Source organism: Calidifontimicrobium sp. SYSU G02091, assembly GCF_022631395.1.
Taxonomy (GTDB): Bacteria; Pseudomonadota; Gammaproteobacteria; order Burkholderiales; family Burkholderiaceae_C; genus Calidifontimicrobium; species Calidifontimicrobium sediminis.
This window is the reverse complement of record NZ_JALBGB010000018.1, coordinates 22,429-43,211: the sequence shown is the minus strand read 5'-3', so window position 1 is coordinate 43,211 and position 20,783 is coordinate 22,429. Positions and strand designations below refer to the sequence as shown.

Here is a 20,783-nt window from a genome sequence, read left to right as displayed (position 1 = left end):
GACGCACACCATACCGCAGGCTCGGGGCGCGAGCCAGCGGACCTTCCACTTAATTCGGCAAGCAATTTCATAATGTTCCAGGTCCGCATCGAGCCGCGCTGGGAAGTCGAGCGCGACGGCGCGCCGCCGCTGGCGACGCACGCGCTGCTCGCGCTGTTGCAGCGCGTGCAGCAGCACGAGTCGATCGCACAGGCCGCGCGCGCGCTCGGGCTGTCGTACCGCCACGCGTGGGGCCTCGTGCGCGCCGGCGAGGCCTACCTCGGCGGCCGGCTGCTGCAGACGCATCGCGGCCGCGGCGCGATGCCGACGCGCCTGGCGCAGGCGCTGCTGTGGGCCGATCAGCGCGTCGCGGCGCGTCTGGCGCCGACGCTGCAGACGCTCGCCTCCGAGCTCGCCGGCGAGCTCACGCGCCTGGTCGAGCAGGACGCGGCGCACGCGCCGCCAGCGGTGCGCATCCAGGCCAGCCACGGCTTCGCGGTGGCGGCGCTGCTCGAGCAGATGGCCGCCGAGGGCCGGCCGGTCGAGCTCGGCTACCGCAACAGCAGCGACGCGCTGGCGTCGCTCGCGCGCGGCGACTGCGACATGGCGGGTTTTCACGTCCCGCTCGGGCGCTTCGAGGCGGCGGTGGTCGCGCGCTGTGCGCGCTGGCTCGACCCGGCGCGCCACGTGCTGATCCACCTCGCGGTGCGCAACGAGGGGCTGTTCGTCGCCGCCGGCAACCCGAAGCGCATCGTGCGCCTGGCGGACCTCGCGCGCGACGGCGTGCGCTTCGTCAACCGTCAGGAGGGCTCGGGCACGCGCATGCTCGTCGACCTGATGCTCGCCGACGCCGGCATCGCGCCGGCGCGCGTGCACGGCTACGAGACGAGCGAGTTCACGCACGCAGCGGTGGCCGCGCACGTGGCCAGCGGCATGGCCGACGTCGGCATCGGCGTCGAGACGGCGGCGCGCCGCTTCGGGCTCGACTTCGTGCCGCTGGTGCGCGAGCGCTACTTCTTCGCCGCCGAGGCCGACGCGCTCGCGCGCTCGCCGCTGCGCGAGGTGCTCGCGATCCTGCGCAGCGAGGCGTTTCGCGCCCGCGTCGACGCGCTGGCCGGCTACGATGCCGCCGACACCGGGCGCGTGCAGACGCCGGCCGAGGCGTTCGCGCGCTCGTGGCCGAAGCGGCGCGCGGCGGCTTGACGCACACGGGGAGGGAGATGGACGCCGACGAAGCCTTGCTCGCCGACTGGCGCGACCGCGCACTTGCGGTCGAGGCCGAGGTCGCGCGCGCCGTCGTCGGGCAGGCCGGCGTGCTGCGGCTCGTGACCACGGCAGTGTTCGCGCGCGGCCACGTGCTGCTGCAGGGCGACGTCGGTGTCGGCAAGACGACGCTGCTGCGCGCGTTCGCGCGCGTGCTCGGCGGCGCGTTCGAGCGCACCGAGGGCACGATCGACCTGATGCCCAACGACCTGATCTACTACACCTACATCGGCGCCGACGGCCGCCCCGCCGTCGACCCCGGGCCGCTGGTGCGCCACGGCGAGGACCTGGCGATCTTCTTCTTCAACGAGATCAACCGCGCCCGCCCGCAGGTGCACGCGCTGCTGCTGCGCGTGATGGCCGAGCGCAGCGTCGCTGCGTTCAACCGCGAGGTGCGCTTCCCGCACCTGCTCGTGTTCGCCGACCGCAACCGCCTCGAGCGCGAGGAGACGTTCGAGATCTCGACCGCCGCGCGCGACCGCTTCATGATGGAAATCGCCGTCGAGCCGCCGGCAGGCGAGGCCGAGCGCGCGAGCCTCGTGTTCGATGCGCGCTTCCACGACACCGACCGCCTCGTCGGCGCGCTGCGCGCCGGCGTCGTCGACCACCGCGCACTCGAGGAGGTCGGCGCCGCGGTGCAGCGCCACGTGCAGGCCTCCGACGCGCTGCGCCGCTACGCGCTCGACCTGTGGCGCGCGACGGCCGCGCCGTCGGCGTTCGGCGTGCGGCTCGGCGACCTCGACGACGCGCAGCTGCTGCTGGCCGGCGCGAGCCCGCGCGGCATGAGCATGCTGCTGCGTGCCGCGCGCGTGACGGCGTGGCTCGCCGGGCGCAGCTACCTCGTGCCCGAGGACGTGCGCGCCGTCTTCGCGCCCGTCATCGCGCACCGTCTCGCGCTGCAGCCGGTGCACGAGCTGCGGCGCCCCGAGCTCGTGCCGGCGCTCGTCGACGGCATCCTCGCGCAGGTGGCGGCGCCGTGAAGACGCCCGTGCCGGCGGCGATGCCGCGCGAGTTCCACTACCGCGTCGGCGCACCCGTGCGCGGCGAGGTGCCGGGCGCGCACCGCAGCCTGCGCGGCGGCGGCGGTCAGGAGTTCCGCGCCCACGCGCCGCTCGTCGACGCGCCCGACCCGCGGCGGCTGGACCTGCACGCGAGCCTGCGCGACCCGTTCGGCCGCTGGCTCGTGCGCCTGAACCGCGAGCGCCGCGCCGTGCCCGTCGTGCTGGCGCTGGACCTGTCGGCGTCGATGGGCTTCACCGGCGAGCGGCGGCGGCTCGACGTCGTCGCCGACTTCGCGGCGAGCCTCGCGTGGTCGGTCTCGCGCAACGGCGACAGTTTCGCCGCCGTCGGTGCCGACGAGGCGGTGCGCCCCGAATGGCTGCTGCCGGCCACGCGCGCGCGCGCCGCCGGCGTGCCGCTGGCGCAGGCGCTGCGCGGCTTCGTGCCGACCGGCCGCGACGCGAGCGGGCTGCGCCTCGCGCCGCAGCACCTCGGCACGCGCCGCGCGCTGGTGTTCCTCGTCTCCGACTTCCACTGGAGCGACGCGCTGCTCGCCGAGGTCCTCGATGCCTTCGCGCTGCACGACGTGGTGCCGGTCGTCGTCTGGGACCGGCTCGAATACACGCTCGGCGACGGTGCGGGGCTGGCCGCGCTCGCCGATCCCGAGCGCGGCACGCGCCGCACCGTGTGGTGGCGCGCCGCGCTGCGCGAGCGCTGGGCCCGCGCCGGGCGCGAGCGGCGCGAGGCGCTGCGGCGCGTGTTCGCCGCGCGCCGGCTGCGGCCGCTGCACATCGACGGCGCGTTCGACGCCGACGCGGTGACGCGGCATTTCCTGCAATGACCTCTCGGGCTGGCGCGCGCGCCTGGGCCGCCGCGATCGTCGTGGCGGCCGCACCGGCCGTCGCGTGGGCACAGGCCGGCGCCACGCTCGCGATCGACGAGCCGCGCGCCTACGGCTACCAGGTCGGCGACGTGTTCGAGCGCCGCCTCGTCGTCGACGCCGCGCGCACGCAGCGCCTCGACGAGGCGTCGCTGCCGGCCGTGGGCCGCCGCGGCCAGGCGATCGAGCTGCGCGCGCTGCGGCACGAGCGCATCGACGCGGGCGAGCGCACGCGCCACGTCGTCGTGCTGCGCTACCAGATCTTCCACGCGCCGGTCGAGGTCACGACGCTCGAGGTGCCGCCGTTCACGCTGCGCCTGTACGGCGCGCCGCGCGACGAGACGCTGCGTGTCGAGGCGCTGCCGGTGACGGTGGCGCCGCTGGTGCCGGTGGCCGTCTCGCCGCGCGAGGGCCTCGGCGAGTGGCGCCCCGACGCGCCGGTGCCGGCGGTCGACGCCACGGCGAGCCGCCAGCGGCTGGTGGGCTATGCGCTGCTCGCGCTGCCGCTGCTGGGGTACCTCGCGCACGTCTACGTCGGGCTGCCGTGGCTGGCCGCGCGGCGGCGGCCGTTCGGCCGCGCGTGGCGCGCCGTGCGTCGCACCGGCGACCCGATCGCGGCGCTGCGCGCGGTACACGAAGCGATCAACGCGACCGCCGGGCGCGTCGTGCTCGAGGGCGACCTGCCGCGCTTCGTCGCCGAGCACCCGCGGTACGCGGCGCTGCGCGACGACTTCGCGCGCTTCTTCGCGCAGTCGCGGCAGGCGCTGTTCGCCGGCGGCGCGGCGGCGGTCGACACCGCGTTCGTCGCCGCGCTGTGCCGGCGCTGCCGTGACGTCGAGCGGGGGTCGGCATGACGCGGTGGGTGCACCGGCGATGAGCTTCGACGCGCCACTGTGGCTCGTACTGCTGCCGTTGGCGGCGCTGCCGTTCGTCGCGCCGGCCGGGCGCGCGCTCGACGGCGGCGCGCTCGCGCGGCTGCCGCGCGATGCCGCGTCGCGTGTGCTCGACATCGGCCTGCGTGCGGCGGCGGCGGTCGCGCTCGCCGCGATCGTCGTCGCGCTCGCGGGGCCGTACCGGCCCGAGGCTGCCGTCGAGCGCATCGGGCAGGGCGCCGAGATCGTGATCGTGCTCGACCGCAGCCGCAGCATGGACCAGGGCTTCGCCGGCACCGCGACGCGCCCGCCGCCGGGCACCGGGCCCGAAGCGCTCGCGCACTACGTGCACCAGCAGCACGTGCGCCAGCGCGAGCCGAAGCGGCGTGTCGCGGTGCAGATGCTCGCCGAGTTCGCTGCGCGCCGGCCGCGCGACCGCTTCGGCATGGTCGTGTTCAGCAACCGGCCGCTGCGCGTGCTCGATTTCACGAGCAAGCCGCAGATCGTGCAGGCGGCGATCGCCGCCGGCGACGCCGGGCGCGGCCTCGCCGACACCGACATCGGGCTGGCGATGCAGGCCGCGCTCGAGATGTTCGACGGCCGTCCGTACGCCGGCTCGCGCGTCGTGCTGCTCGTCTCCGACGGCGGTGACCACGTCTCGCCCGAGATGCGCGAGCGCATCGCCGACCTCGCACGCCGCCACCGCGTGGGCATCGACTGGATCTACATCCGCAGCGCGCTCAGCCCCGGGCTCGCCGACGAGGCGGCGGCGGGCGCGGCCTCCGACACGGTGCCCGAGTTCTTCCTGCACCGCTTCTTCCGCGGCATCGCCGTGCCGTACCGCGCCTACGAGGCCGAGGACCCGCAGGCGCTGCAGGCGGCGATCGACGACATCGACCGCCTCGAGAACCTGCCGCTGACGTACACCGACACGCTGCCGCGGCGCGACTTCGCCGCCTGGGGCTACGCGACGGCGCTCGCCGCGGCGCTCGCGCTGCTCGCGGCGAGCCTGCTGGAGCGACGCCGATGGGCCTGAGGGGCGGCTTCGCGACCCGTCGCCGCACGCGCCTGGCGATCGCAGGGCTCGTCGTGCTGGCGCTTGCCGCGCTCGTCGACGGCTGGCTGCTGCAGCGCGCTGCGCGCTGGAATGCGCTCGCCGCGGCGGTCGGCACCACGTCGCCGCCGGCCGATGCGCCGCCCGCGGTGTGGTTTGCGCATGCGCGCGCGCTCGACGCCGCGGGCGACCACGACGGCGCGCTGCAGCAGTACCGCCGTCTGCAGGCCGACGCGCAGGTTGGTCTGGCGGCGCGCTACAACGGCGCCAACGTGCTGATCCGGCAGGCGCTCGTCGTGCGCGCGGGCGAGCGGCCGGCGCTCGCGATCCCGCTGATCGAGCTCGCCAAGGAGACGTACCGCGACGTGCTGCGCGCCGAACCGCAGCACTGGGAGGCGCGCTACAACCTCGAGCGCGCGCAGCGCCTGCTGCCCGACCCGCAGCCCGCCGACGACGAGGCCGGCCCGCCGCCGCGCAACGCCGAGCGCGCGGCGACGACGGCGCGCGGTGTCGCACAGGGGATGCCGTGAACGCGCGTGCCGTCGTGGCCGCGCTCGTGGCCCGGGTCCGGCGCCACGCGCCGTCGATCGCGCCCGCGCTGGCGGTGCTGGCGCTGGCGGCCACGCTCGCCGAGCCGACATGGACGCTGCCGCGGCCGCGTGTCGAGCACGTCGTCGCGATCGACGTCACGCAGAGCATGGACGTCGTCGATGTGCGCCACGAAGGCCGGCCGGTGAGCCGGCTCGAGCTCGCCAAGCGGGCGCTGCGCGACGCGCTGCCGTCGCTGCCGTGCGGCTCGAAGATCGGCCTGGCGGTGTTCACCGAGTACCGCGCGTTCCTGCTGCTCGCGCCGGCCGAGGTCTGTGCGCACCTCGACGAGCTGCGCCGCGCGATCGCGCACATCGACGGGCGCATGGCGTGGATGGGCAACAGCGAGATCGCGAAGGCCGTCAAGGGTGCGCAAGCGATGGTCGCGGCGCTGCCGGGCAAGCCGTCGCTCGTGTTCGTCACCGACGGCCACGAGGCACCGCCGCTGGCCGCGGGCCTGGCGAGCGCGGCCGAGCAGGCGGCGCCGGCACCGGGGCTGATCGTCGGCGTCGGCGGGCTGCAACCGTCGCCGATCCCGCGCACCGACCCGCTCGGCCGCCCGATCGGCTACTGGGGCGCGGGCGACGTGCTGCAGACCGACGCGCGCAGCCTGGGCCTCGGCAACGCGGCGCCGGCCGAGCCCGCCGGCGCTGTCGCCGGTGCGCTGCCCACCGGGGCGACGCCGGGCAGCGAGCACCTGTCGTCGCTGCGCGAGGGTTACCTGCGCGTGCTCGCCGCCGACCGTGGGCTGCAGTACGTGCGCCTCGACGACGCGGCGACGCTGGCGCGCGCGCTCACCGCCCCGGCGCTCGCCCGCCCGGTGCCCACCGCGGTGGACCTGCGCCCGGCGCTCGGCGTGCTGGCGGCGCTGCTGCTGCTCGCGCGCCACGCGCCGGCGCTGCGCACGCTCGTCGCGCGGCGGTGGCCAGCCGCCGCCCGGCGCCGCTAGCGCCGGCGGATCAAGGCGCCGCGCGCACCGGCAGCGTCGAGACGAAGGTCTTGCCTTCGGTGTCGACGACGACGGCGCGCAGCTCGCCGTCGTTGCCGCGCGGCAGGAAGTCGAAGCGGAAGTGCGGGTTCTCGCTGATCGTGAAGTCGACGTCGGCGGCGAACACCAGCCGCCCGCCGTAGGTGACGTCGATGCGCCGCACGAAGTGCGCCGGCGTGAACAGCCGCGTGAGCTGGTCCATCGCCATCCCGGAGTGGTTCGGGTGGCTGATCATCAGCTGCGCCATCGCCGGCTGTCCGTCGGCGAGCGCACCGACGACCTGCATCTTCATCCGTCCGAGGGTGGCGAGCGCGGCTTGCGGGTCCTTGCCCGGCGGCGCCGAACAGCCGCCCGAGGCCTTGACGTGGCGCACCGCCATGTGCAGCGAACCGTCGTTCATCTCGGCGATCGCGCGCACGTGCGTGTAGTCGTCGATGCGCACGCGCGTCTCGACCTCGGCGCGGCCGCTGTCGGGCGTGAAGTAAAACACCGCGCCAGCCGGCGACGGGTTCTGGTCGATCACGAGCACGATGCGCTTGACATAGCGCTCGGGGCTCTGCGGCTGCTGCACGCGGATCGCGATCGGCACGACGGCACCGTCGTCGGCGCGCGTCGGCGCCTCGAGGCGGATCAGGTCGTCGGCGGGGCTGCGCACGCTGCGGCCGCCGAACATGTCGCGCCTGAGCGCCTGCCAGCGCGGGTTGTCGTCGGGGCGATCGACCGGCACGCGCGAGACCTGCGCCAGCGCCGGCAGCGCGGCGCCGGCGAGCAGCGTGCCGAGCACGGCACGGCGGCGCGGCAACGAGCGGGGCTTGGTGATCATGGGACGTCTCCTCGTGCCCGGCAGCTTGGCGAGCGGCATGTCAATCTTCCCACTCCAGCTCGGCGTATGCCGCCGTGACGTTGCGGCGGTGGAAGAGCTCGGCGAGTGCCCACGGTTTGGCGATGTCGCGCCCGACCTCGTCGACCGCGCGCTGGATCGGCACGCCGGCCTTGACCGCGGCGCGCGTCTCACGCAGCAGCGCTTCGAGGTACGTGGCCTGCGGTGCGATCATCGCAGCCAAGTCGATGCCCGGCGCGCCGTGGCCGGGGACGACGCGCGAGACGTCGAGCCGGCGCAACTCCGCGAGCGCCGCGACCCAGCCGCGCAGGTTGCCGTCGACGACGGGCATGTGGCGCACGAACAGCAGGTCGCCGGTGAACAGGGTGCGCGTTGTGCGGTCGTAGACGGTGAGGTCGTTGTTGGTGTGCGCTGTCGGCCAGGGCCGCAACAGCAGCACGCGGTTGCCGAGGTCGAGCTCGGTGGGCGCGTCGATGGTGCGTGTCGGGTAGACGATCGTGCCGGGCCCGGCGGCGACGCCGAAGTCGCGCTGCAGCGCGTTGAGGTAGTGCCGCTCGCGCTCTGCCAGCGCCTTCGGCAGCGCCGCGTGCGCGACGATCGCCGGGGGACTGCCGCCCGGCGCGTCGACGAAGGCGGCGTTGCCGAGCACGTGGTCCGGGTGCGCGTGCGTGTTGACGACCGCGCAGATCGGCAGCGGCGTCGTGCGCTCGACGGCGGCGCGCAGGCGCCGCCCGACGTCGATGCCGCCGCCGCTGTCGATCACGGCGACGCAGCGATCGCCGACGATGAAGCCCACGTTGGCCACGTCGCCGTCGCTGCCGGGACCCCAGGCGGCGACGACGCCCGTGTGCACGTAGACGCCCGGTGCGATCTGCTCGACCGCAAGCGGCGGCAGCGCGTCGGCCCGCGCCGCGGCGGCCGCGCCGACGGCGACGACGGCAGCCGCCCGCGTGAGCCAGCGCGGCACGAGCCCCGCCGAATCGCGGCGGCGGGATGGCCGCGTGCCGGGCGCAGCCGCCGCGCCGCGGCCCCGCCGACCTATTGCGGCGCGATGAAGCACGCCTTCTTGACCCGCGCCTGCAGGTCGCGGTACGCGCGCACCTCGGCCTGCATCGCTTTCGCGTCGCGGATGTACGAGCCGCGCTCGCCGCCGATCGTGTTGGCGTCGAACGCGGTGGCCATCGTCTCGAACTTGTCGTGCGGCACTTCCTTGGCGATCGCGTCGATCGCGCACGAGCATTTGGCCATCATCTCGTAGGCCGGCGGACCGGGGTTGTCGCGCATGCAGGTGAACACGTAGCGCACGCGGTCGAGGGTGGGGTAGTCGTGCGCGGCGCGGACGTCGACGGCATCGGCCGTCGCGCACCCGCCGAGGGCCGCGACGACGGCCGCAGCGAGGACTTTGCGCAGGTCGAACAAGGGCATCATGATCGGGGGGCCTCCTTGGCGGGCGGCTCGGCGGGGGCACTGCCGCCTTCGATGAACATCTGTTCGACGATCAGCGGCGGCTCGCCGGCGGTGGCGCCGCGCATCACGCTGCGCATGCCGTAAATGCCGCCGGGAACGGCGTCGCTGACGTAGAACTGGTAGGCCTTGTCGGCGTAGCGCGCGTAGCGCTGGCGCGTCGGGTCGTTGCGGTACGGCTCGATTTCGATCAGACGACCGGCGATCGTGCGGCCCTGGTACGTCAAGGCCACGTCGCGCACCGTCGCGTCGTCGGCGATCGCGAGCCGGATGCGCTTGCGGAAGTACGCGGCCGAGCCCTTGGTCAGCCGATTCATGTCACGCACGTCGTGCTCGAGGAAGTACAGCAGCACAGGGTTGGACTTCGCCTGCTCGATGTCGGGCAGCATCACCGCGCGCTCGCCGCTGAGGAAACGGCCGACGACGGCGCAGCACGTGCCGTCGGCCGCCGCCCGCAGGTCGATCGCAACCCGGTCCTCGAAGCCGGGCTCCAGCGCGCCCGACTTCTGGAAGCGGTAGCTCAGCGTCAGCGGCGGCTTCAGCGTCGGCAGCGGCTCGCTCATGAAGAGCAGGCGCTCGGCCGGCGAGTACGTCGGTGCGGCCGGCTGCGCCGCCGCGGCACCGACCGCGACAGCGAGCGCGGCAGCGAGCAGGGCCCGCGCGCGACCGCGCGCGCACAGCGTCGGGCGCTTGGGAGGGAGGACAAACGCAGGTCGGTGCATGAGGGCCTGGACGGACACGCGGAGGGTGGGGTGGACAAAAGGTGCAGCGTCAGAGCGCGGCGAGGCGCGCGGCGAGCTGTCGCGCCAGCTCGTCGCTGAGCGGCTGCAGTGTCGCGAGGGCTTGCCGCGCCTTGTGGACGAAGCCCAGGCGCGCGCTGAGCAGACCGAGCCGCAGCCAGCCCTGCGCGTGGCGTGGGTCGACGGCGACGGCGCGCTCGTACGACGCGAGGGCTTCCGGCTGGCGATCGAGCGCTTCGGCGGCGAGGCCGAGCGCGTACCACGACGTCGGGTCGAGCGCGGCGTCGCGCGTCCAGCGCGACGCGAGTTCGAACAGCTCGTGCCAGCGCCCGCCCTGCGCGAGGTGCGCCGCGCGCAGGAACGCGGGCTGGGATTCCGGCGGATGCTGCCAGAACGCGACGCGTTCGCGTGGCAGCGGCGCGACCGGCTCGAAGCGCGCCGCACTCGAGAGCATCGGCGCCAGCCACTGGACCGGTGCCGAGAAGTAGTGCGCCTCGCCGCCACGCATGCGAAACGTCAGCACACCGACCAGCCGGCCCTGCTCGTCGAACAGGCCGCCGCCGCTTGCTCCCGAGTTGAACAGGTTGCTGCTCTGGATGACCGGCGCGTCATGCATCGGGTGCAGCGCGACGACCTGCCCCAGGCTGCGCCGCAGCCCGAAGCCGCCGGTGAACCCCAGCGCGATGACGGCGTCGCCGATACGCAGTGCACGGGCGTCGCCGAGCACGGCCGGCGGGTTCGGCAGCCCGGGCACGTCGAGCACGCACAGGTCGTGCTCGACGTCGGCGGCCTGCGCGTGCACCGGCATGCGGTCGCCACCGCGCGCGACCTGGATCGACACCGCATCGTGCGTGACGTGGCAGTTCGTCACCACGCGTCCCGGCGCGACGACGACACCGGAGCCCAGTGCGATGCCGCCTTCCGAGCGCAGCGCCTCGACCTGCGTGACCGCGGCGCTGACGCGCACGAACGAAGCCGGGTCGAGCGCATGCGCCGGTGCGGCGAGGGCCGTGGCGGCCAGCAGCCACGCCGTGCCGCGAACGCGGCCCGCAGTCAACGCGCCAGCGGGTTGCCCTGTGCGTCGACGAGCGGCACGCCGTAGTCGCGCAGGATCGCCTCGATCTCCGGCTGCTTGCGCTCGATCAGCGACTCGATCTGCTGCTTCCACTGCGGCTCTCCCCGACGCACGCCCATCGCCATAGCGTAGTCGAACTTCACGCCGGGTTCCGACTTCAGAAGAATGACCTTCAGCGGCCTGGCCGTCGCACGCTTGGCGTAGAAGCCGGCGATCGGGCCCCACACGATGGCGGCGTCGATCTTGCCCGCGGCCAGTTCGCGTTCGATCAGCTCGCCCGGGTACTGGTCCGGGTCGGGGCTGAGCATCAGGTACGGCACGCCCTGGTCGACGAGTCCGTGGCGGTCGAGCCAGGCCGACGCCGGGCTGCGGTCGAACACGCCGATCTTCAGCGACTTCAGCACCGCCGGGTCGAGGCGAAGGAAGGCCTCGATGCTGTCGACCTTGTCGAGCCCCTTCGAGTTGCTGACGACGAGGGCATAGGTCGAGCGGTAGTACGGCTTGGTCACGTCCGCCTGCTCGAAGCCGACCGGCACGCCCATGATGATGTCGCACGGGTAGTCCTGACCGGGCAGCTTGTAGCGCAGCGTGTTGCGCACGAAGCCCATGCGCTGCGGGAACGAGTAGTACGTGACCGGCAGGCCGAGCTCCTTGCCGAACAGCTCGGCGATGCGGTTCTCGATGCCTTCGCCCTTCGTGTTCGAGAACGGCAGGTTGTTCGGGTCCTGGCAGACCCGCAAGGCCTTGCGGGGCCCGTCGTCGGCCGTCGCGGCGTGGCACGCCAGTGCGGCGGCGAGCACAGCGACGATGCGTCGCGCGATGCGCGCGCGTCGGCCCGCGGACGTGCTGTCGCTGGGGAGCGTGCGCTTCATCGCGGTCTCACTCGATCGCGGTCACGCGGGCGGTCTTGATCGCGCCGTCCGAGCGCCCCTTGAGGTAGGCGTAGATCGCGTCGAGGTTCTCGACGACGACGGGCGCCTGCTTGTGCGGCGGCATGCCGCGTTCGATGCGGCCCTCGAGGACGACCTGGTTGAACTGCTCGCGCGTCAGCACTTTCATCCGCTCGATCAGTGACGGACCGGCCAGGCCTTCCTGGTTCGCACCGTGGCAGGCGGCACAGTTGGCCTGTCGCCAGGCGCGGAATCCGGCCAGGGTTTTCGGGTCGACCTTGTTGCCGTCGACGACGGTGTACAGGTCGGTCTTGACCTCCTGCGCGGCAGCATGCACCGGGGTGCCGAGCGCGGCTACGGTGGCGGCGACGGCGGCAACGAGGGATACGCGGACGTTCATGGTCGGGGAAGATCGCAAAGAAAGCGGGAGGGGGACGGCTGCCGTTCGGTACGCCGTCCCCCGATGGGAACCCCCGGGCCGCGCGCGGCCGGGGATCCGTGTCGAGTTTCGACGCTCAGTTGGGCAGTGCGAACACCGTCAGCGAGCCGCCGAGGTCAGTGTACTGACTGAGTTCGCGGTAGCCACCGACCGCGCCGAGGCCGTCGGTGTCCTTCTCGAGACCCGCCGCCATGCCGATGCCGGCCCAGCCGCCGATGCCCGAGAACACGCCGATGTACTGCTTGCCCTTGTGCTCGTAGGTGAACACGTTGCCGATGATGCCCGACGGGGTCTTGAACTTGTACAGCTCCTTGGTGATGTCCTTGGCGTCGACGCACTTGAAGAAGCCTTCGAGCGTGCCGTAGCAGGAGATCCCGCCCGCGGTGTTCAGCGCGCCGCTCCACACCGAGAACTTCTCCGGCTTGGACTGGACGATCTTGCCCGTGCCGGCGTCCCAGGTGATGTAGTTGCCCATGCCGCCGTGGCTGCCGGGCGCCGGGTACATCGACAGCGTCGCACCGACGTACGGCTGGCCCGCCGTGTACTCGACCTGGAACGGCTCATAGTCCATGCACACGTGGTTCGTGGGCACGTAGAAGAGCTTGGTGTTCGGGTCGAACGACGCCGGCTGCTGGTCCTTCGTGCCGAGCGCTGCCGGGCAGATGCCCTTGACGTTGACGTCGGGACCGTGCTGCGGGTTCGTGAACTTCGACGTCGCGTACTTCGGGTCGACCTTCGGACGGCCCGTCTTCATGTCGACGTGCGTCGCCCAGTTGACCTTCGGGTCGTACTTCTCGGCCACCAGCAGTTCGCCGGTGATGCGGTCGAGCGTGTAGGCGAAGCCGTTGCGGTCGAAGTGCACCAGCGCCTTGCGTTCCTTGCCCTTGACCGGGATGTCGGCCAGGATCATCTCGTTGATGCCGTCGAAGTCCCACTCGTCGTGCGGCGTCATCTGGTAGACCCACTTCGCGACGCCGGTGTCGAGGTCGCGGGCCCAGATCGTCATCGACCACTTGTTGTCACCCGGGCGCTGCGAGGGGTTCCACGTCGACGGGTTGCCGGTGCCGTAGTAGACGAGGTTGGCCGCCTTGTCGTAGCTGTACCAGCCCCAGGTCGTGCCGCCACCGATCTTCCACTGGTCACCCTGCCAGGTCTTGAGCGACGAGTCCTTGCCGACCGGCGCCATCTTGCCGTCGGTCCAGGTCATCGTCTTCTCGGGATCGATCAGCATCTCGTTGTCGGGGCCGGTGCTGTAGCCCTTCCAGACGAGGCGGCCGGTGTTGATGTCGTACGCGGCGAGGAAGCCGCGCACGCCCCACTCGCCGCCGGAGATGCCGGTGATGACCTTGTCCTTGAAGACGTGCGGCGCGTTGGTGTTGACGGCGCCGAGCTTCGGGTCGCCGTTCTTGACCGACCAGATGACCTTGCCGTCGGCGGCGTTGAGCGCCACCAGCGTCGAGTCGGCCTGCTGCAGGAAGATCTTGCCTTCGGCGTAGGCCAGGCCGCGGTTGACGGTGTCGCAGCACATCTGCGGGATCACCGCCGGGTCCTGCTTCGGCTCGTACTTCCACTTGATCTTCTGCGTGTCGAGGTCGATCGCGAAGACCTTGTTCGGGAACGGCGTGTGCAGGTACATCGTGCCGTCGACGACCAGCGGCGAGCCTTCGTGGCCGCGCAGCACGCCGGTCGAGAAGGTCCAGGCGACCTGCAGCTTGCCGACGTTGTTGCGGTTGATCTGGTTGAGCTTGCTGTAGCGCTGGTTGTAGAAGTCACCCGCCTGGGCTGCCCAGTTCTTCGGGTCCTGCATCTTCTTCTCGAGGTCGGCGTTCGCCATCGCGAGGGCGGGCAGCATCAGCGCCACTGCCGCCACCGGGGTCAGCCCGCGACGGGCCCTGTGCCATTTGAAGTCCATGTGTTGCTCCTGTCTCCTGTTTACACCGATGCCCTGCGCGGGCATCCACCGCTGAAGGGCCGGCCCGACCGACCGGCCCACCTCGCTGCTCACTTGGCCTGGAAGGGGTGCGTCGCCGTGCCCTTGCCAGCGACCACCTGGGCCGCGGTCGGCTCGCCGCGCACGGCGCGCGCGATCGCCTCCTTCGTCGCCCGGTAGTTGTAGTCCTGGATCTTCTTGTCGTCTTCGGCGAGCCAGTGGATGAACACGCCGACGCAGATGAACAGGTTGTCGGCCTCGTCGGCCGGGATCGTGCCGTCCTCGACCGAGTCGGCCACCGCCATCGCCACCGCGCGCTGCGCCGGGCCGAACATCTGCACCGCCTGCTTCGCGCCCTTGATCGTGACCTTGTTGAACATCACGGTGGCGGGCTTGGTCAGCAGGTTCGGCGCCACGACCGCGAGCAGCGACGTGAAACCGTCCTTGTTGTTCGTCAGGCAGTTCGCGAAGGCCGTCTCCGCCGCCGAGCCGCGCGGCCCGATGATCAGGTCGATGTGCGCCACCTCGTTGCCGTCGCCGACCAGCGACTCTCCCACCATCATGCGATCGATCTTTGCCATCTGCTATCTCCGTGCGTTGTGAGCTTGCGGGGGTTGCATCACAGCGCCTCGCGCCGCCGATGCCGTCGGAATTCATTCATGTTCTGTGCCAATCGGACCCGGTGTAAACACCGATCCGGGCTGCGCCGCACCGCGCGGCACGGTGGACTTCTACGGGTTGACCCGTAATTCGGCGGCGTCGTCGACGATCGCGGCGGCCATCGCACTGGTCACGCACAGGTCGGCGCACGTGCCGGGGTTCAGCGCGCGTCGTTTGAGGCTCTCGTCCCAGGCCGCGAACGCGGGATCGGCGTCGACGCGTTCGCCGGCGCGCGCGCGTTTGCGCCACGCGAGCGCTTCGCGCATGACACACTGCGCCGCCGCGGCGCCGTGCTTTCGCACAATGTGTGAATCGGGCTGCGCGGCGAGGAACTCGAGGTAGGTGCGCTGCAGCGCCGCCACCGCGTCCGCGGTGCGCGCCAGCGCGGCGCGAAACGTCGCCACGCCGACGGCGAACACGTCGGCGAAGTCGGTGACGTACTGCCGGGCGACGAGGTCGCGCTCGGCCGCCAACGCCATCGCGGCGCGCAGGTCGAGGGTCGGCTCGGCGTGCACGTCCTGCTGCGCGACGCGCCCGAGACCGGCCGGATGCGCGCGTGCGATCGCGCGGTAGGCGGCGCGCGCGTCGTCGACGTCGAGGCTGCGCAGCACGGCGGCGAGCGACGCGCGCAGCCCGGCCTCGCCGCGGGCCAGCGCCCAGCGCTCGGCGGCGGCCGCGAGCGGTGCGCACAGCAGCACGATGCCGAGGTTGGTGTTGCACTGCGCCACGGCCCACGTCGCCTCGACGGCCGCTTCGATGCGCCGCCCCACCGCAGCACCGGGCGCGCACAGCGGATGGGCGGCGGCGCGTGCGCTGGCCACGAAGTGCGCCGCGTCCATCCCGTGGCCCGGCGACGCGACGCTGACGTTGCCGGGCTTGCGCGCGGCGACGTCGAGTTCGCAGGCCCAGACGAAGGCCTCGCGCAAGCGCTGCGCGAGCGCCGGGTGCGGCGACGTCATCGGCTCCATGGCGGTGTCGACCCTCAACCCTCAGGCGCGCAGGCGCCGGGCGGCGGCTGCGCACTTGCGGCCGAGCAGGTCGTCGACGAGCCAGCCGGCGATGTCGCCCGCGGTGACGCGCTGCAGCCCCTGCCACGCGGCGACGCCGTTGACCTCGATGACGAGCGGCCCGTCGTCGCCGGGCATCAGGTCGACACCGGCGTAGTCGAGGCCGAGCGTGTGCGTCGCGGCCTCGGCGAGTCGGGCCAGGCGGGGGCCGTCACCCCGGTCGAGCGGCTGCGGCTCGCAGCGTGCGCCCTGCGCGACGTTGTGGATCCAGTGGCGCCCGAAGCGGCGCATCGCCGCGCGCGCGACGCCGCCGACGACGAGCACCCGCCAGTCGTGGCCTGGGCGCGTGCGCGCCGGCACGAAACGCTGCAGGTACGCGACGCCACCGAAGCCGGCGTCGAGCGCCGGCAGCGGCACGTGCCGGCCCTGGGGGTACTCGTCGTCGACGACCCAGCCGACGCGCTGCAGCCCCTTGCCCTGCGAGCCGAACAGCGGCTTGAGCACGAGCGAGTGGCCGGCGGCGCTCTCGCGCATCACGAGGCGCTGCGCGAGCTGCGGCGACTCGAGCGCCCACGTCGGCGGCGTCGGCAGCCCCGCGGCGTGCAGCAGCAGCGTCGTCATCGACTTGTCGACGCTGCGCTCGATCGCGCGCGCGTCGTTGTAGACCGGCACGCCGAGTGCCTGCAGCGCGTGCAGCACGGCCAGCCGGCGCGTCACCTGCTCGAAGCTGCCGCCGGCGATGCCGCGCACGAACACCGCGTCGGGCAATTCGCGCCCGAAGCCGGGCAGCACGAGCCCGTGCCCCGCGTGCGTCGTGTCGAGCCGCGCCTGCGCGAGGTCGAACGTGCGCCCGTCGGCGCCGCGCGCGCGCAGCGCGGCCAGCAGCCGCCGCGTGTGCCAGCCGCTCTCGTCGCTCGCGATCGCGACACGCATCAGGCGTCCTCGCGCCACAGCCGGTGCAGCAGGTCCAGGTTCGTGTGCCCGGCGTGCCACGTGCGTCCCGACTCGAGGTGGCTGACCCAGACCTCGGCCGGCGCGAACAGCGCGCCGTCGAGCTGGTAGAAGTCGTACCCCGCGGCGGCGAACAGGTCGGCGAAGGAGCGTCCGTAGTCGCGCGACGTCGACGAGGGCAGCCGGCGCGCGAGCTCGCGCGCGGCGTCGGCGTCGCCGCTGACGGTCAGGCGCACCTGCCCGCCGTACAGGATCGCGTCATTCGTGCGCCCCATCGCCTGGACGCCGTCCGCGCAGGGGGCGGGCAGCGGTGCGCACGCGCTGCCGTCGACGATGTGCTCGAGCGGGAACTTCAGCTCGTGCGCGCGGTGCAGCGCGACTTCGAGCACGCGCGCGACGACTTGCGTCGTGCCGGCGAGGCTCGTCGTCGGCGTCAGCACGATCGCGAGCGCCTCGGGGGCGAGCCGGCAGTCGCGCAGCAGCTTGTCGACGACGACCGGCGGCGGCGGCCGGTCGACCTCGAGGACGATGACGCCATGGTCGGCGTCGTCGCGGTAGCCCAGCTCGGCGAACAGCTCCTCCTTCGCCGCCAGCGCGCGCGCCGGCCCCGATCCGAGGGCGAAGAACTTCTTGCCGCCGGTCTCCTCCTTGCTCGCCGAAAGGCTCCAGCCCGCGTACTGGCTCGCCAGGCAGGCCAGCACCGGCTGCGAGCTGCGCACGTGCAGCCAGTCGGACCAGCCGTGGCGGCCGTCGGCCACGAGGCGCACCTCGCCGAGCCCGCCCATGCAGATTTCTGCCGCGAGCAGCCCGGCCTCGACGCCGCCGGGCGCCGCGATGCCGGCGTCGATCAGCGTGACGCCGCGTTCGTCGCGCGTGACGGCCACGCGCAGCCGCGCGGCGTCGTCGCGCAGGCGCGCGAGCAGCGGGGCGGCGAGGCGGTTGACGCTCGGCGGTCTGGCGTGGGGAGCGGGGGTCTCGACGGTCATGCGGGGAGCTCCTGCGGAAAGGTCAGCGACGCAGCGACGGCCTGCCGCCGTCGCGCGAGCTCGTGCAGCACGCCGGCGACGTCGGTGCCTTCGGCGCCGACCGTACACACCGGCATGCCGGCGTCGAAAGCGGTGCCGGCCGCCGGCACGTCGTGGGCGTGGCGGTCGCTCGCCAGCCATGCGGCAAGCGCCGCGTCGACGCGGCCGGCGCACGGCGCGTAGACGATCTCGTGGCCGCGCACGCTCGCGTCGTGCGGGGTGCGTCTTGGCAGTCGGCCGCCCAGCGCGTCGACGTGCGCGCGCAGCAGGCCGGCGGGCCAGCGGGCGTCGTACAGCGCCATTGTGTCGGACGGCCGCGGGTTGATCTCGAGCAGCACCGGCTGTTCGCTGTCGGCGAGGAAGTCCAGGCTCGCGAGGCCGCGCAGCCCGAACGCCGGCACGAGCGCGTCGAGCGCCGCCGCGATCCGCGCGCGCAACGCCGGCGCGTCGATCGGGCCGATCGCGCCGTGGTAGACGTACGGCCGTGCGCCGAGCGGGCGCACGAGCAGGCGGTTCAGGCCGACGATGGCGGCGCGCCGCCCGTCGGCGAGGAACAGCGCCGACATCGGCGTGCCGCGATGTACGCGCTGCCAATAGATGCCGGGGGAGACGCCGGGGGCCGGGCCGGTATCGGCCGCCGCGCGGATGTGCCCGCCGCCCGATCCGCCGGCATCCTTCGCGAGCCAGCCGGCCGGCGCGTGCGGTGGCGTCGTGCGCACCTCGGGGTGGGCGAGGCCGAGGCGGTCGAGGGTGGCGAAGAACGTCGCCGGGTGGCGCACCGCCGCCACGACGTCGGCCGCCATGCCGAGCCGCGGCAGCGTCGCACCCGCCGCCGCGAAGGCGGCGTCGTGCGGCGCGTCGAAGCCGCTGCCCGCGACCCATCCGGCGACGTTCGGCTGCGACGCCGCGTCGGCGAGCGCCGCGGCCAGGCGTGCCGGGTCGATGCGCGCGTCGGCGGGGTCGCCGATCGGCTGCCAGCGGGCGCTCGCGCGGCGCGTGTCGACGTCGCCGAACAGGTCCAGCGCGATCACGCGCCAGCCGCCGCGCCGTGCCGACTCGGCCAGCGTGCGCGCCGACAGCGCCGCGACGACGAGCGTTTCGGCGACCATGGCCTGCGCGCCGCGAAGACGAACCTGCCTCAGGCGCTCTTTTCGGCGAGGTACTCGCGCGCCGCGGCGAAGGCCTCGGGAAAGCCGAGCGTCACCGGCTTGTCGGCATTGCGCATGCGCACGAGCAGCCGGTGCTGGACCTGGTACTTGACGTTGCCCACCGCCAGCGCGCCGATGCCCACCGCGCCGCTGCCCTCGATCGGCTTGCCGTCGTCCATCACGCCGACGCCGGCCAGCCCCGCGGGCGGCACCGCATTGACGTCGGCGGCGACCTTCAGCCGCGTCGCGACGGCGCGGTCGTCGGCACTCATGACCTGCACGCCGGCAGCGGCCACGCCGAGCACGACGTCGGCGCCCGCCAGCGCGGCGTGCAAGTCGTCGCGGCCCGCACCCGAGGCCGCGTACAGCGTGACGCCGAAACGCCGCGCGGTCTCGTCGGCGGCGGCCTGCGCCATCGCGAGCCCTTTGTGGCTCGACAGGACCGCCGTGGCGCCCTGCTGCGCACACAGCACCGCGGCGACGCGGCCGACCGGCCCGGTGCCGCCGAGCAGCAGCACCGTCTGCCCCGCCAGACCGTGGCCGTGGTGGCGTTGCAGGGCCGCCTCGACGGTGGCGACCAGCGCGGCGGCGGTCGTGTACGCGCCGCTCGGGTCGGCGAAGACCGAGACGACGAACGGCGGCACCATCGCCGCCTTCGCCCGTTCGAGCATGTCGGCGGCGAGCAGCGCGTCGCGCCCGCCGATGAACAGGCCGGTGCGCGCGACGCCCTTGGGCCCGCGCGAAAAGATCGCGTCCTGCGTCAGCGCGGTGACCGCGTCGAGCCCGACGTGGCAGTAGGGCGTGACGATCTGGTAGCCGGCGTCGGCGGCCATGTTGACGTCGAACGGGCTCATCTGCGGCCCGGGGGTGAACATGTGCAGGATGTAGGGGCGTTCCATGGGCAGTGCGCGTCGGGTGGAATCGAGGCGTCGGCGGGGGGCGGACGCGGGTCACAGCGGCGTCAGCGTCGCGCCGTGGTTGCGCGCCCGCACGACGTGCAGTTCGAGTGCCGGATCGACGACGCCGGCGGCGCGCGCGGCGGCGAGCGCGTCGCGCGCGTCGTCGGCCGACGCGAAGATCGCGAAGCCGGTCGGCCCCCACGAACTCTGGCCGATCGCGGCCTGTGCGTGGCCACCGAGCCACTCGATGAGGCGGCGCACCGCGCCGCTGGCGAAGGCGCTGCCGCCCTGCGCCGGCGCGAAGTGCTCGCCGAGCACCTGCTGCATGCGGGTGATGCCCGCGGCGAAGGGCTCGAAGGCGCCAGCCGCCGCGCTGGGCAGCACGCGCATCAGGACCTGGTGGCACAGCTCCGCGGCGGCCGCGCGCGGCAGCGGCGGCAGCGCGGCGAGGGCGGACTTTTCCTGCTCGCCGCTCAGCCCCTGACGGCCGGGCTCGAGCGCGAGGACGATGCGCCACGGCGCCGGCAGCGGCAGTCGTGACAACAGCGGCGCCGGGCGGCCGTCGTCGCCCGGCCCGCCGTCGAGCAGCAGGCCGCCGAGGTCGTAGCCCGCGATGCCGACGCCCGAGCGCAGGCCGCGTCCGGTCAGCCGGGCCACGTCGCCCGTCGTCAGCGGCAGCCCGGCCAGCGCCGCGAAGGCATGCCCCACCGCGAGCGCGAGCTGCGTGCCCGAGCCGAGGCCGGCGTGCGCGGGCAGCGTGCGCTGCAGGTGCACGTGCAGTGCGCCGCTGCGGCCGGTGGCGCGGCGCAGCGCGTGCAGGTGACGCGCTGCGCGCTCGATCGCGTCGCGGTCGACGCACGCGCCGGCGGTGACCTCGTCGGTGGCCGCGCGGCGCATCTCGATGACGGTCTCGAAGCCCTCGACGACGAGGCCGAGGCTGCCGAAGCGTCGCCCCAGCGAGCCGGCCGGGTCGAGGAAGCCGAGGTGCAGCCGGCCGGCCGCCTGCACGCGCACCGCCGCCAAGCCGGCCTGCGCAGCGCGGCCCTGCGCGGGCCACCACGGCGTGTCGTCGCGCATCGGGTCGATTGCCC

Annotated in this window: 22 protein-coding genes; 7 read left to right on the top strand and 15 right to left on the bottom strand. The window is 73.7% G+C overall.

The features are described from left to right. Window positions 1-72: 72 nt before the first annotated feature. The 7 genes from MOJ79_RS12075 to MOJ79_RS12045 are packed head-to-tail and all read left to right on the top strand — an operon-like array spanning window position 73 to window position 6,584. Window positions 73-1,182 carry a substrate-binding domain-containing protein gene (locus MOJ79_RS12075; RefSeq protein WP_241924383.1) on the top strand — a complete coding sequence of 370 codons (1,110 nt, stop codon included), beginning with the start codon at window positions 73-75 and terminating at the stop codon, window positions 1,180-1,182. Between the two features lie 17 nt (window positions 1,183-1,199). Then, a complete protein-coding gene (locus MOJ79_RS12070) occupies window positions 1,200-2,222 on the top strand; it encodes an AAA family ATPase (protein WP_241924382.1) in 1,023 nt (340 codons plus the stop codon). After that, window positions 2,219-3,082, top strand: coding sequence for a DUF58 domain-containing protein (locus MOJ79_RS12065; protein ID WP_241924381.1), 864 nt, complete (start codon window positions 2,219-2,221; stop codon window positions 3,080-3,082). The genes MOJ79_RS12070 and MOJ79_RS12065 overlap by 4 nt, the downstream gene beginning before the upstream one ends. Further along, the gene (locus MOJ79_RS12060; protein ID WP_241924380.1) at window positions 3,079-3,975 is read left to right on the top strand and encodes a hypothetical protein; all 897 of its coding nucleotides are present in this window, start codon (window positions 3,079-3,081) and stop codon (window positions 3,973-3,975) included. The genes MOJ79_RS12065 and MOJ79_RS12060 overlap by 4 nt, the downstream gene beginning before the upstream one ends. Window positions 3,976-3,994: 19 nt before the next feature. Beyond that, on the top strand, window positions 3,995-5,029 hold the full coding sequence (locus MOJ79_RS12055; RefSeq protein WP_241924379.1) for a vWA domain-containing protein: 1,035 nt from the start codon (window positions 3,995-3,997) through the stop codon (window positions 5,027-5,029). Continuing rightward, window positions 5,020-5,577, top strand: a complete 558-nt coding sequence (locus MOJ79_RS12050) for an MxaK protein (RefSeq protein ID WP_241924378.1) — start codon at window positions 5,020-5,022, stop codon at window positions 5,575-5,577. The genes MOJ79_RS12055 and MOJ79_RS12050 overlap by 10 nt, the downstream gene beginning before the upstream one ends. Continuing rightward, complete coding sequence (locus tag MOJ79_RS12045) at window positions 5,574-6,584, top strand: vWA domain-containing protein (protein WP_241924377.1); 1,011 nt, start codon at window positions 5,574-5,576, stop codon at window positions 6,582-6,584. Before MOJ79_RS12050 ends, MOJ79_RS12045 begins: the two co-directional genes overlap by 4 nt. Before the next feature lie 10 nt (window positions 6,585-6,594). Here MOJ79_RS12045 and MOJ79_RS12040 read toward each other — a convergent pair whose 3' ends face one another. From MOJ79_RS12040 to MOJ79_RS11970, 15 genes are all read right to left on the bottom strand, one after another. Beyond that, complete coding sequence (locus MOJ79_RS12040) at window positions 6,595-7,446, bottom strand: quinoprotein dehydrogenase-associated SoxYZ-like carrier (RefSeq protein WP_241924376.1); 852 nt, start codon at window positions 7,444-7,446, stop codon at window positions 6,595-6,597. A 40-nt stretch (window positions 7,447-7,486) separates the two neighbouring features. Then, complete coding sequence (locus tag MOJ79_RS12035) at window positions 7,487-8,431, bottom strand: quinoprotein relay system zinc metallohydrolase 2 (protein WP_241924375.1); 945 nt, start codon at window positions 8,429-8,431, stop codon at window positions 7,487-7,489. A 71-nt stretch (window positions 8,432-8,502) separates the two neighbouring features. Beyond that, a complete protein-coding gene (locus MOJ79_RS12030) occupies window positions 8,503-8,892 on the bottom strand; it encodes a hypothetical protein (protein ID WP_241924374.1) in 390 nt (129 codons plus the stop codon). Beyond that, window positions 8,889-9,491: a hypothetical protein gene (locus MOJ79_RS12025; RefSeq protein WP_241924373.1), complete on the bottom strand. Its 603-nt coding sequence runs from the start codon at window positions 9,489-9,491 to the stop codon at window positions 8,889-8,891. The genes MOJ79_RS12030 and MOJ79_RS12025 overlap by 4 nt, the downstream gene beginning before the upstream one ends. Before the next feature lie 208 nt (window positions 9,492-9,699). After that, window positions 9,700-10,725: a tetratricopeptide repeat-containing S1 family peptidase gene (locus MOJ79_RS12020; protein ID WP_241924372.1), complete on the bottom strand. Its 1,026-nt coding sequence runs from the start codon at window positions 10,723-10,725 to the stop codon at window positions 9,700-9,702. Continuing rightward, window positions 10,722-11,615, bottom strand: a complete 894-nt coding sequence (locus MOJ79_RS12015) for a substrate-binding domain-containing protein (RefSeq protein WP_241924371.1) — start codon at window positions 11,613-11,615, stop codon at window positions 10,722-10,724. The genes MOJ79_RS12020 and MOJ79_RS12015 overlap by 4 nt, the downstream gene beginning before the upstream one ends. A gap of 7 nt (window positions 11,616-11,622) precedes the next feature. Next, window positions 11,623-12,033, bottom strand: a complete 411-nt coding sequence (locus tag MOJ79_RS12010; protein ID WP_119354565.1) for a c-type cytochrome — start codon at window positions 12,031-12,033, stop codon at window positions 11,623-11,625. A gap of 115 nt (window positions 12,034-12,148) precedes the next feature. Next, window positions 12,149-13,924, bottom strand: coding sequence for a methanol/ethanol family PQQ-dependent dehydrogenase (locus tag MOJ79_RS12005; protein ID WP_241924411.1), 1,776 nt, complete (start codon window positions 13,922-13,924; stop codon window positions 12,149-12,151). A gap of 149 nt (window positions 13,925-14,073) precedes the next feature. Continuing rightward, the gene (fae, locus tag MOJ79_RS12000) at window positions 14,074-14,583 is read right to left on the bottom strand and encodes a formaldehyde-activating enzyme (protein ID WP_241924370.1); all 510 of its coding nucleotides are present in this window, start codon (window positions 14,581-14,583) and stop codon (window positions 14,074-14,076) included. Window positions 14,584-14,733: 150 nt separating this feature from the next. Further along, window positions 14,734-15,621, bottom strand: coding sequence for a triphosphoribosyl-dephospho-CoA synthase (locus tag MOJ79_RS11995; protein WP_241924369.1), 888 nt, complete (start codon window positions 15,619-15,621; stop codon window positions 14,734-14,736). A gap of 30 nt (window positions 15,622-15,651) precedes the next feature. Next, window positions 15,652-16,602 (bottom strand): ATP-grasp domain-containing protein, encoded by a 951-nt coding sequence (locus tag MOJ79_RS11990; RefSeq protein ID WP_241924368.1) that lies wholly within the window; start codon window positions 16,600-16,602, stop codon window positions 15,652-15,654. Continuing rightward, complete coding sequence (gene mch / locus MOJ79_RS11985; protein WP_241924367.1) at window positions 16,602-17,606, bottom strand: methenyltetrahydromethanopterin cyclohydrolase; 1,005 nt, start codon at window positions 17,604-17,606, stop codon at window positions 16,602-16,604. The genes MOJ79_RS11990 and mch overlap by 1 nt, the downstream gene beginning before the upstream one ends. Beyond that, window positions 17,603-18,754 carry an ATP-grasp domain-containing protein gene (locus MOJ79_RS11980; protein WP_241924366.1) on the bottom strand — a complete coding sequence of 384 codons (1,152 nt, stop codon included), beginning with the start codon at window positions 18,752-18,754 and terminating at the stop codon, window positions 17,603-17,605. The genes mch and MOJ79_RS11980 overlap by 4 nt, the downstream gene beginning before the upstream one ends. 29 nt (window positions 18,755-18,783) lie before the next feature. Continuing rightward, complete coding sequence (locus MOJ79_RS11975) at window positions 18,784-19,692, bottom strand: NAD(P)-dependent methylenetetrahydromethanopterin dehydrogenase (protein ID WP_241924365.1); 909 nt, start codon at window positions 19,690-19,692, stop codon at window positions 18,784-18,786. 51 nt (window positions 19,693-19,743) lie between these two features. Next, window positions 19,744-20,769: a beta-ribofuranosylaminobenzene 5'-phosphate synthase family protein gene (locus tag MOJ79_RS11970; protein WP_241924364.1), complete on the bottom strand. Its 1,026-nt coding sequence runs from the start codon at window positions 20,767-20,769 to the stop codon at window positions 19,744-19,746. Between the last annotated feature and the right edge of the window lie 14 nt (window positions 20,770-20,783).

Coding starts and splice junctions, on each gene's coding strand:
- MOJ79_RS11970 (WP_241924364.1), bottom strand. CDS start 20,769: ATGCGCGACGACACGCCGTGGTGGCCCGCGCAGGGCCGCGCTGCGCAG.
- MOJ79_RS11980 (WP_241924366.1), bottom strand. CDS start 18,754: ATGGTCGCCGAAACGCTCGTCGTCGCGGCGCTGTCGGCGCGCACGCTG.
- MOJ79_RS12070 (WP_241924382.1), top strand. CDS start 1,200: ATGGACGCCGACGAAGCCTTGCTCGCCGACTGGCGCGACCGCGCACTT.
- mch (WP_241924367.1), bottom strand. CDS start 17,606: ATGACCGTCGAGACCCCCGCTCCCCACGCCAGACCGCCGAGCGTCAAC.
- MOJ79_RS12025 (WP_241924373.1), bottom strand. CDS start 9,491: ATGAGCGAGCCGCTGCCGACGCTGAAGCCGCCGCTGACGCTGAGCTAC.
- MOJ79_RS12060 (WP_241924380.1), top strand. CDS start 3,079: ATGACCTCTCGGGCTGGCGCGCGCGCCTGGGCCGCCGCGATCGTCGTG.
- MOJ79_RS11975 (WP_241924365.1), bottom strand. CDS start 19,692: ATGGAACGCCCCTACATCCTGCACATGTTCACCCCCGGGCCGCAGATG.
- MOJ79_RS12030 (WP_241924374.1), bottom strand. CDS start 8,892: ATGATGCCCTTGTTCGACCTGCGCAAAGTCCTCGCTGCGGCCGTCGTC.
- MOJ79_RS11995 (WP_241924369.1), bottom strand. CDS start 15,621: ATGACGTCGCCGCACCCGGCGCTCGCGCAGCGCTTGCGCGAGGCCTTC.
- MOJ79_RS12015 (WP_241924371.1), bottom strand. CDS start 11,615: ATGAAGCGCACGCTCCCCAGCGACAGCACGTCCGCGGGCCGACGCGCG.
- MOJ79_RS12040 (WP_241924376.1), bottom strand. CDS start 7,446: ATGATCACCAAGCCCCGCTCGTTGCCGCGCCGCCGTGCCGTGCTCGGC.
- MOJ79_RS12010 (WP_119354565.1), bottom strand. CDS start 12,033: ATGAACGTCCGCGTATCCCTCGTTGCCGCCGTCGCCGCCACCGTAGCC.
- MOJ79_RS12075 (WP_241924383.1), top strand. CDS start 73: ATGTTCCAGGTCCGCATCGAGCCGCGCTGGGAAGTCGAGCGCGACGGC.
- fae (WP_241924370.1), bottom strand. CDS start 14,583: ATGGCAAAGATCGATCGCATGATGGTGGGAGAGTCGCTGGTCGGCGAC.
- MOJ79_RS11990 (WP_241924368.1), bottom strand. CDS start 16,602: ATGCGTGTCGCGATCGCGAGCGACGAGAGCGGCTGGCACACGCGGCGG.
- MOJ79_RS12055 (WP_241924379.1), top strand. CDS start 3,995: ATGAGCTTCGACGCGCCACTGTGGCTCGTACTGCTGCCGTTGGCGGCG.
- MOJ79_RS12005 (WP_241924411.1), bottom strand. CDS start 13,924: ATGCTGCCCGCCCTCGCGATGGCGAACGCCGACCTCGAGAAGAAGATG.
- MOJ79_RS12050 (WP_241924378.1), top strand. CDS start 5,020: ATGGGCCTGAGGGGCGGCTTCGCGACCCGTCGCCGCACGCGCCTGGCG.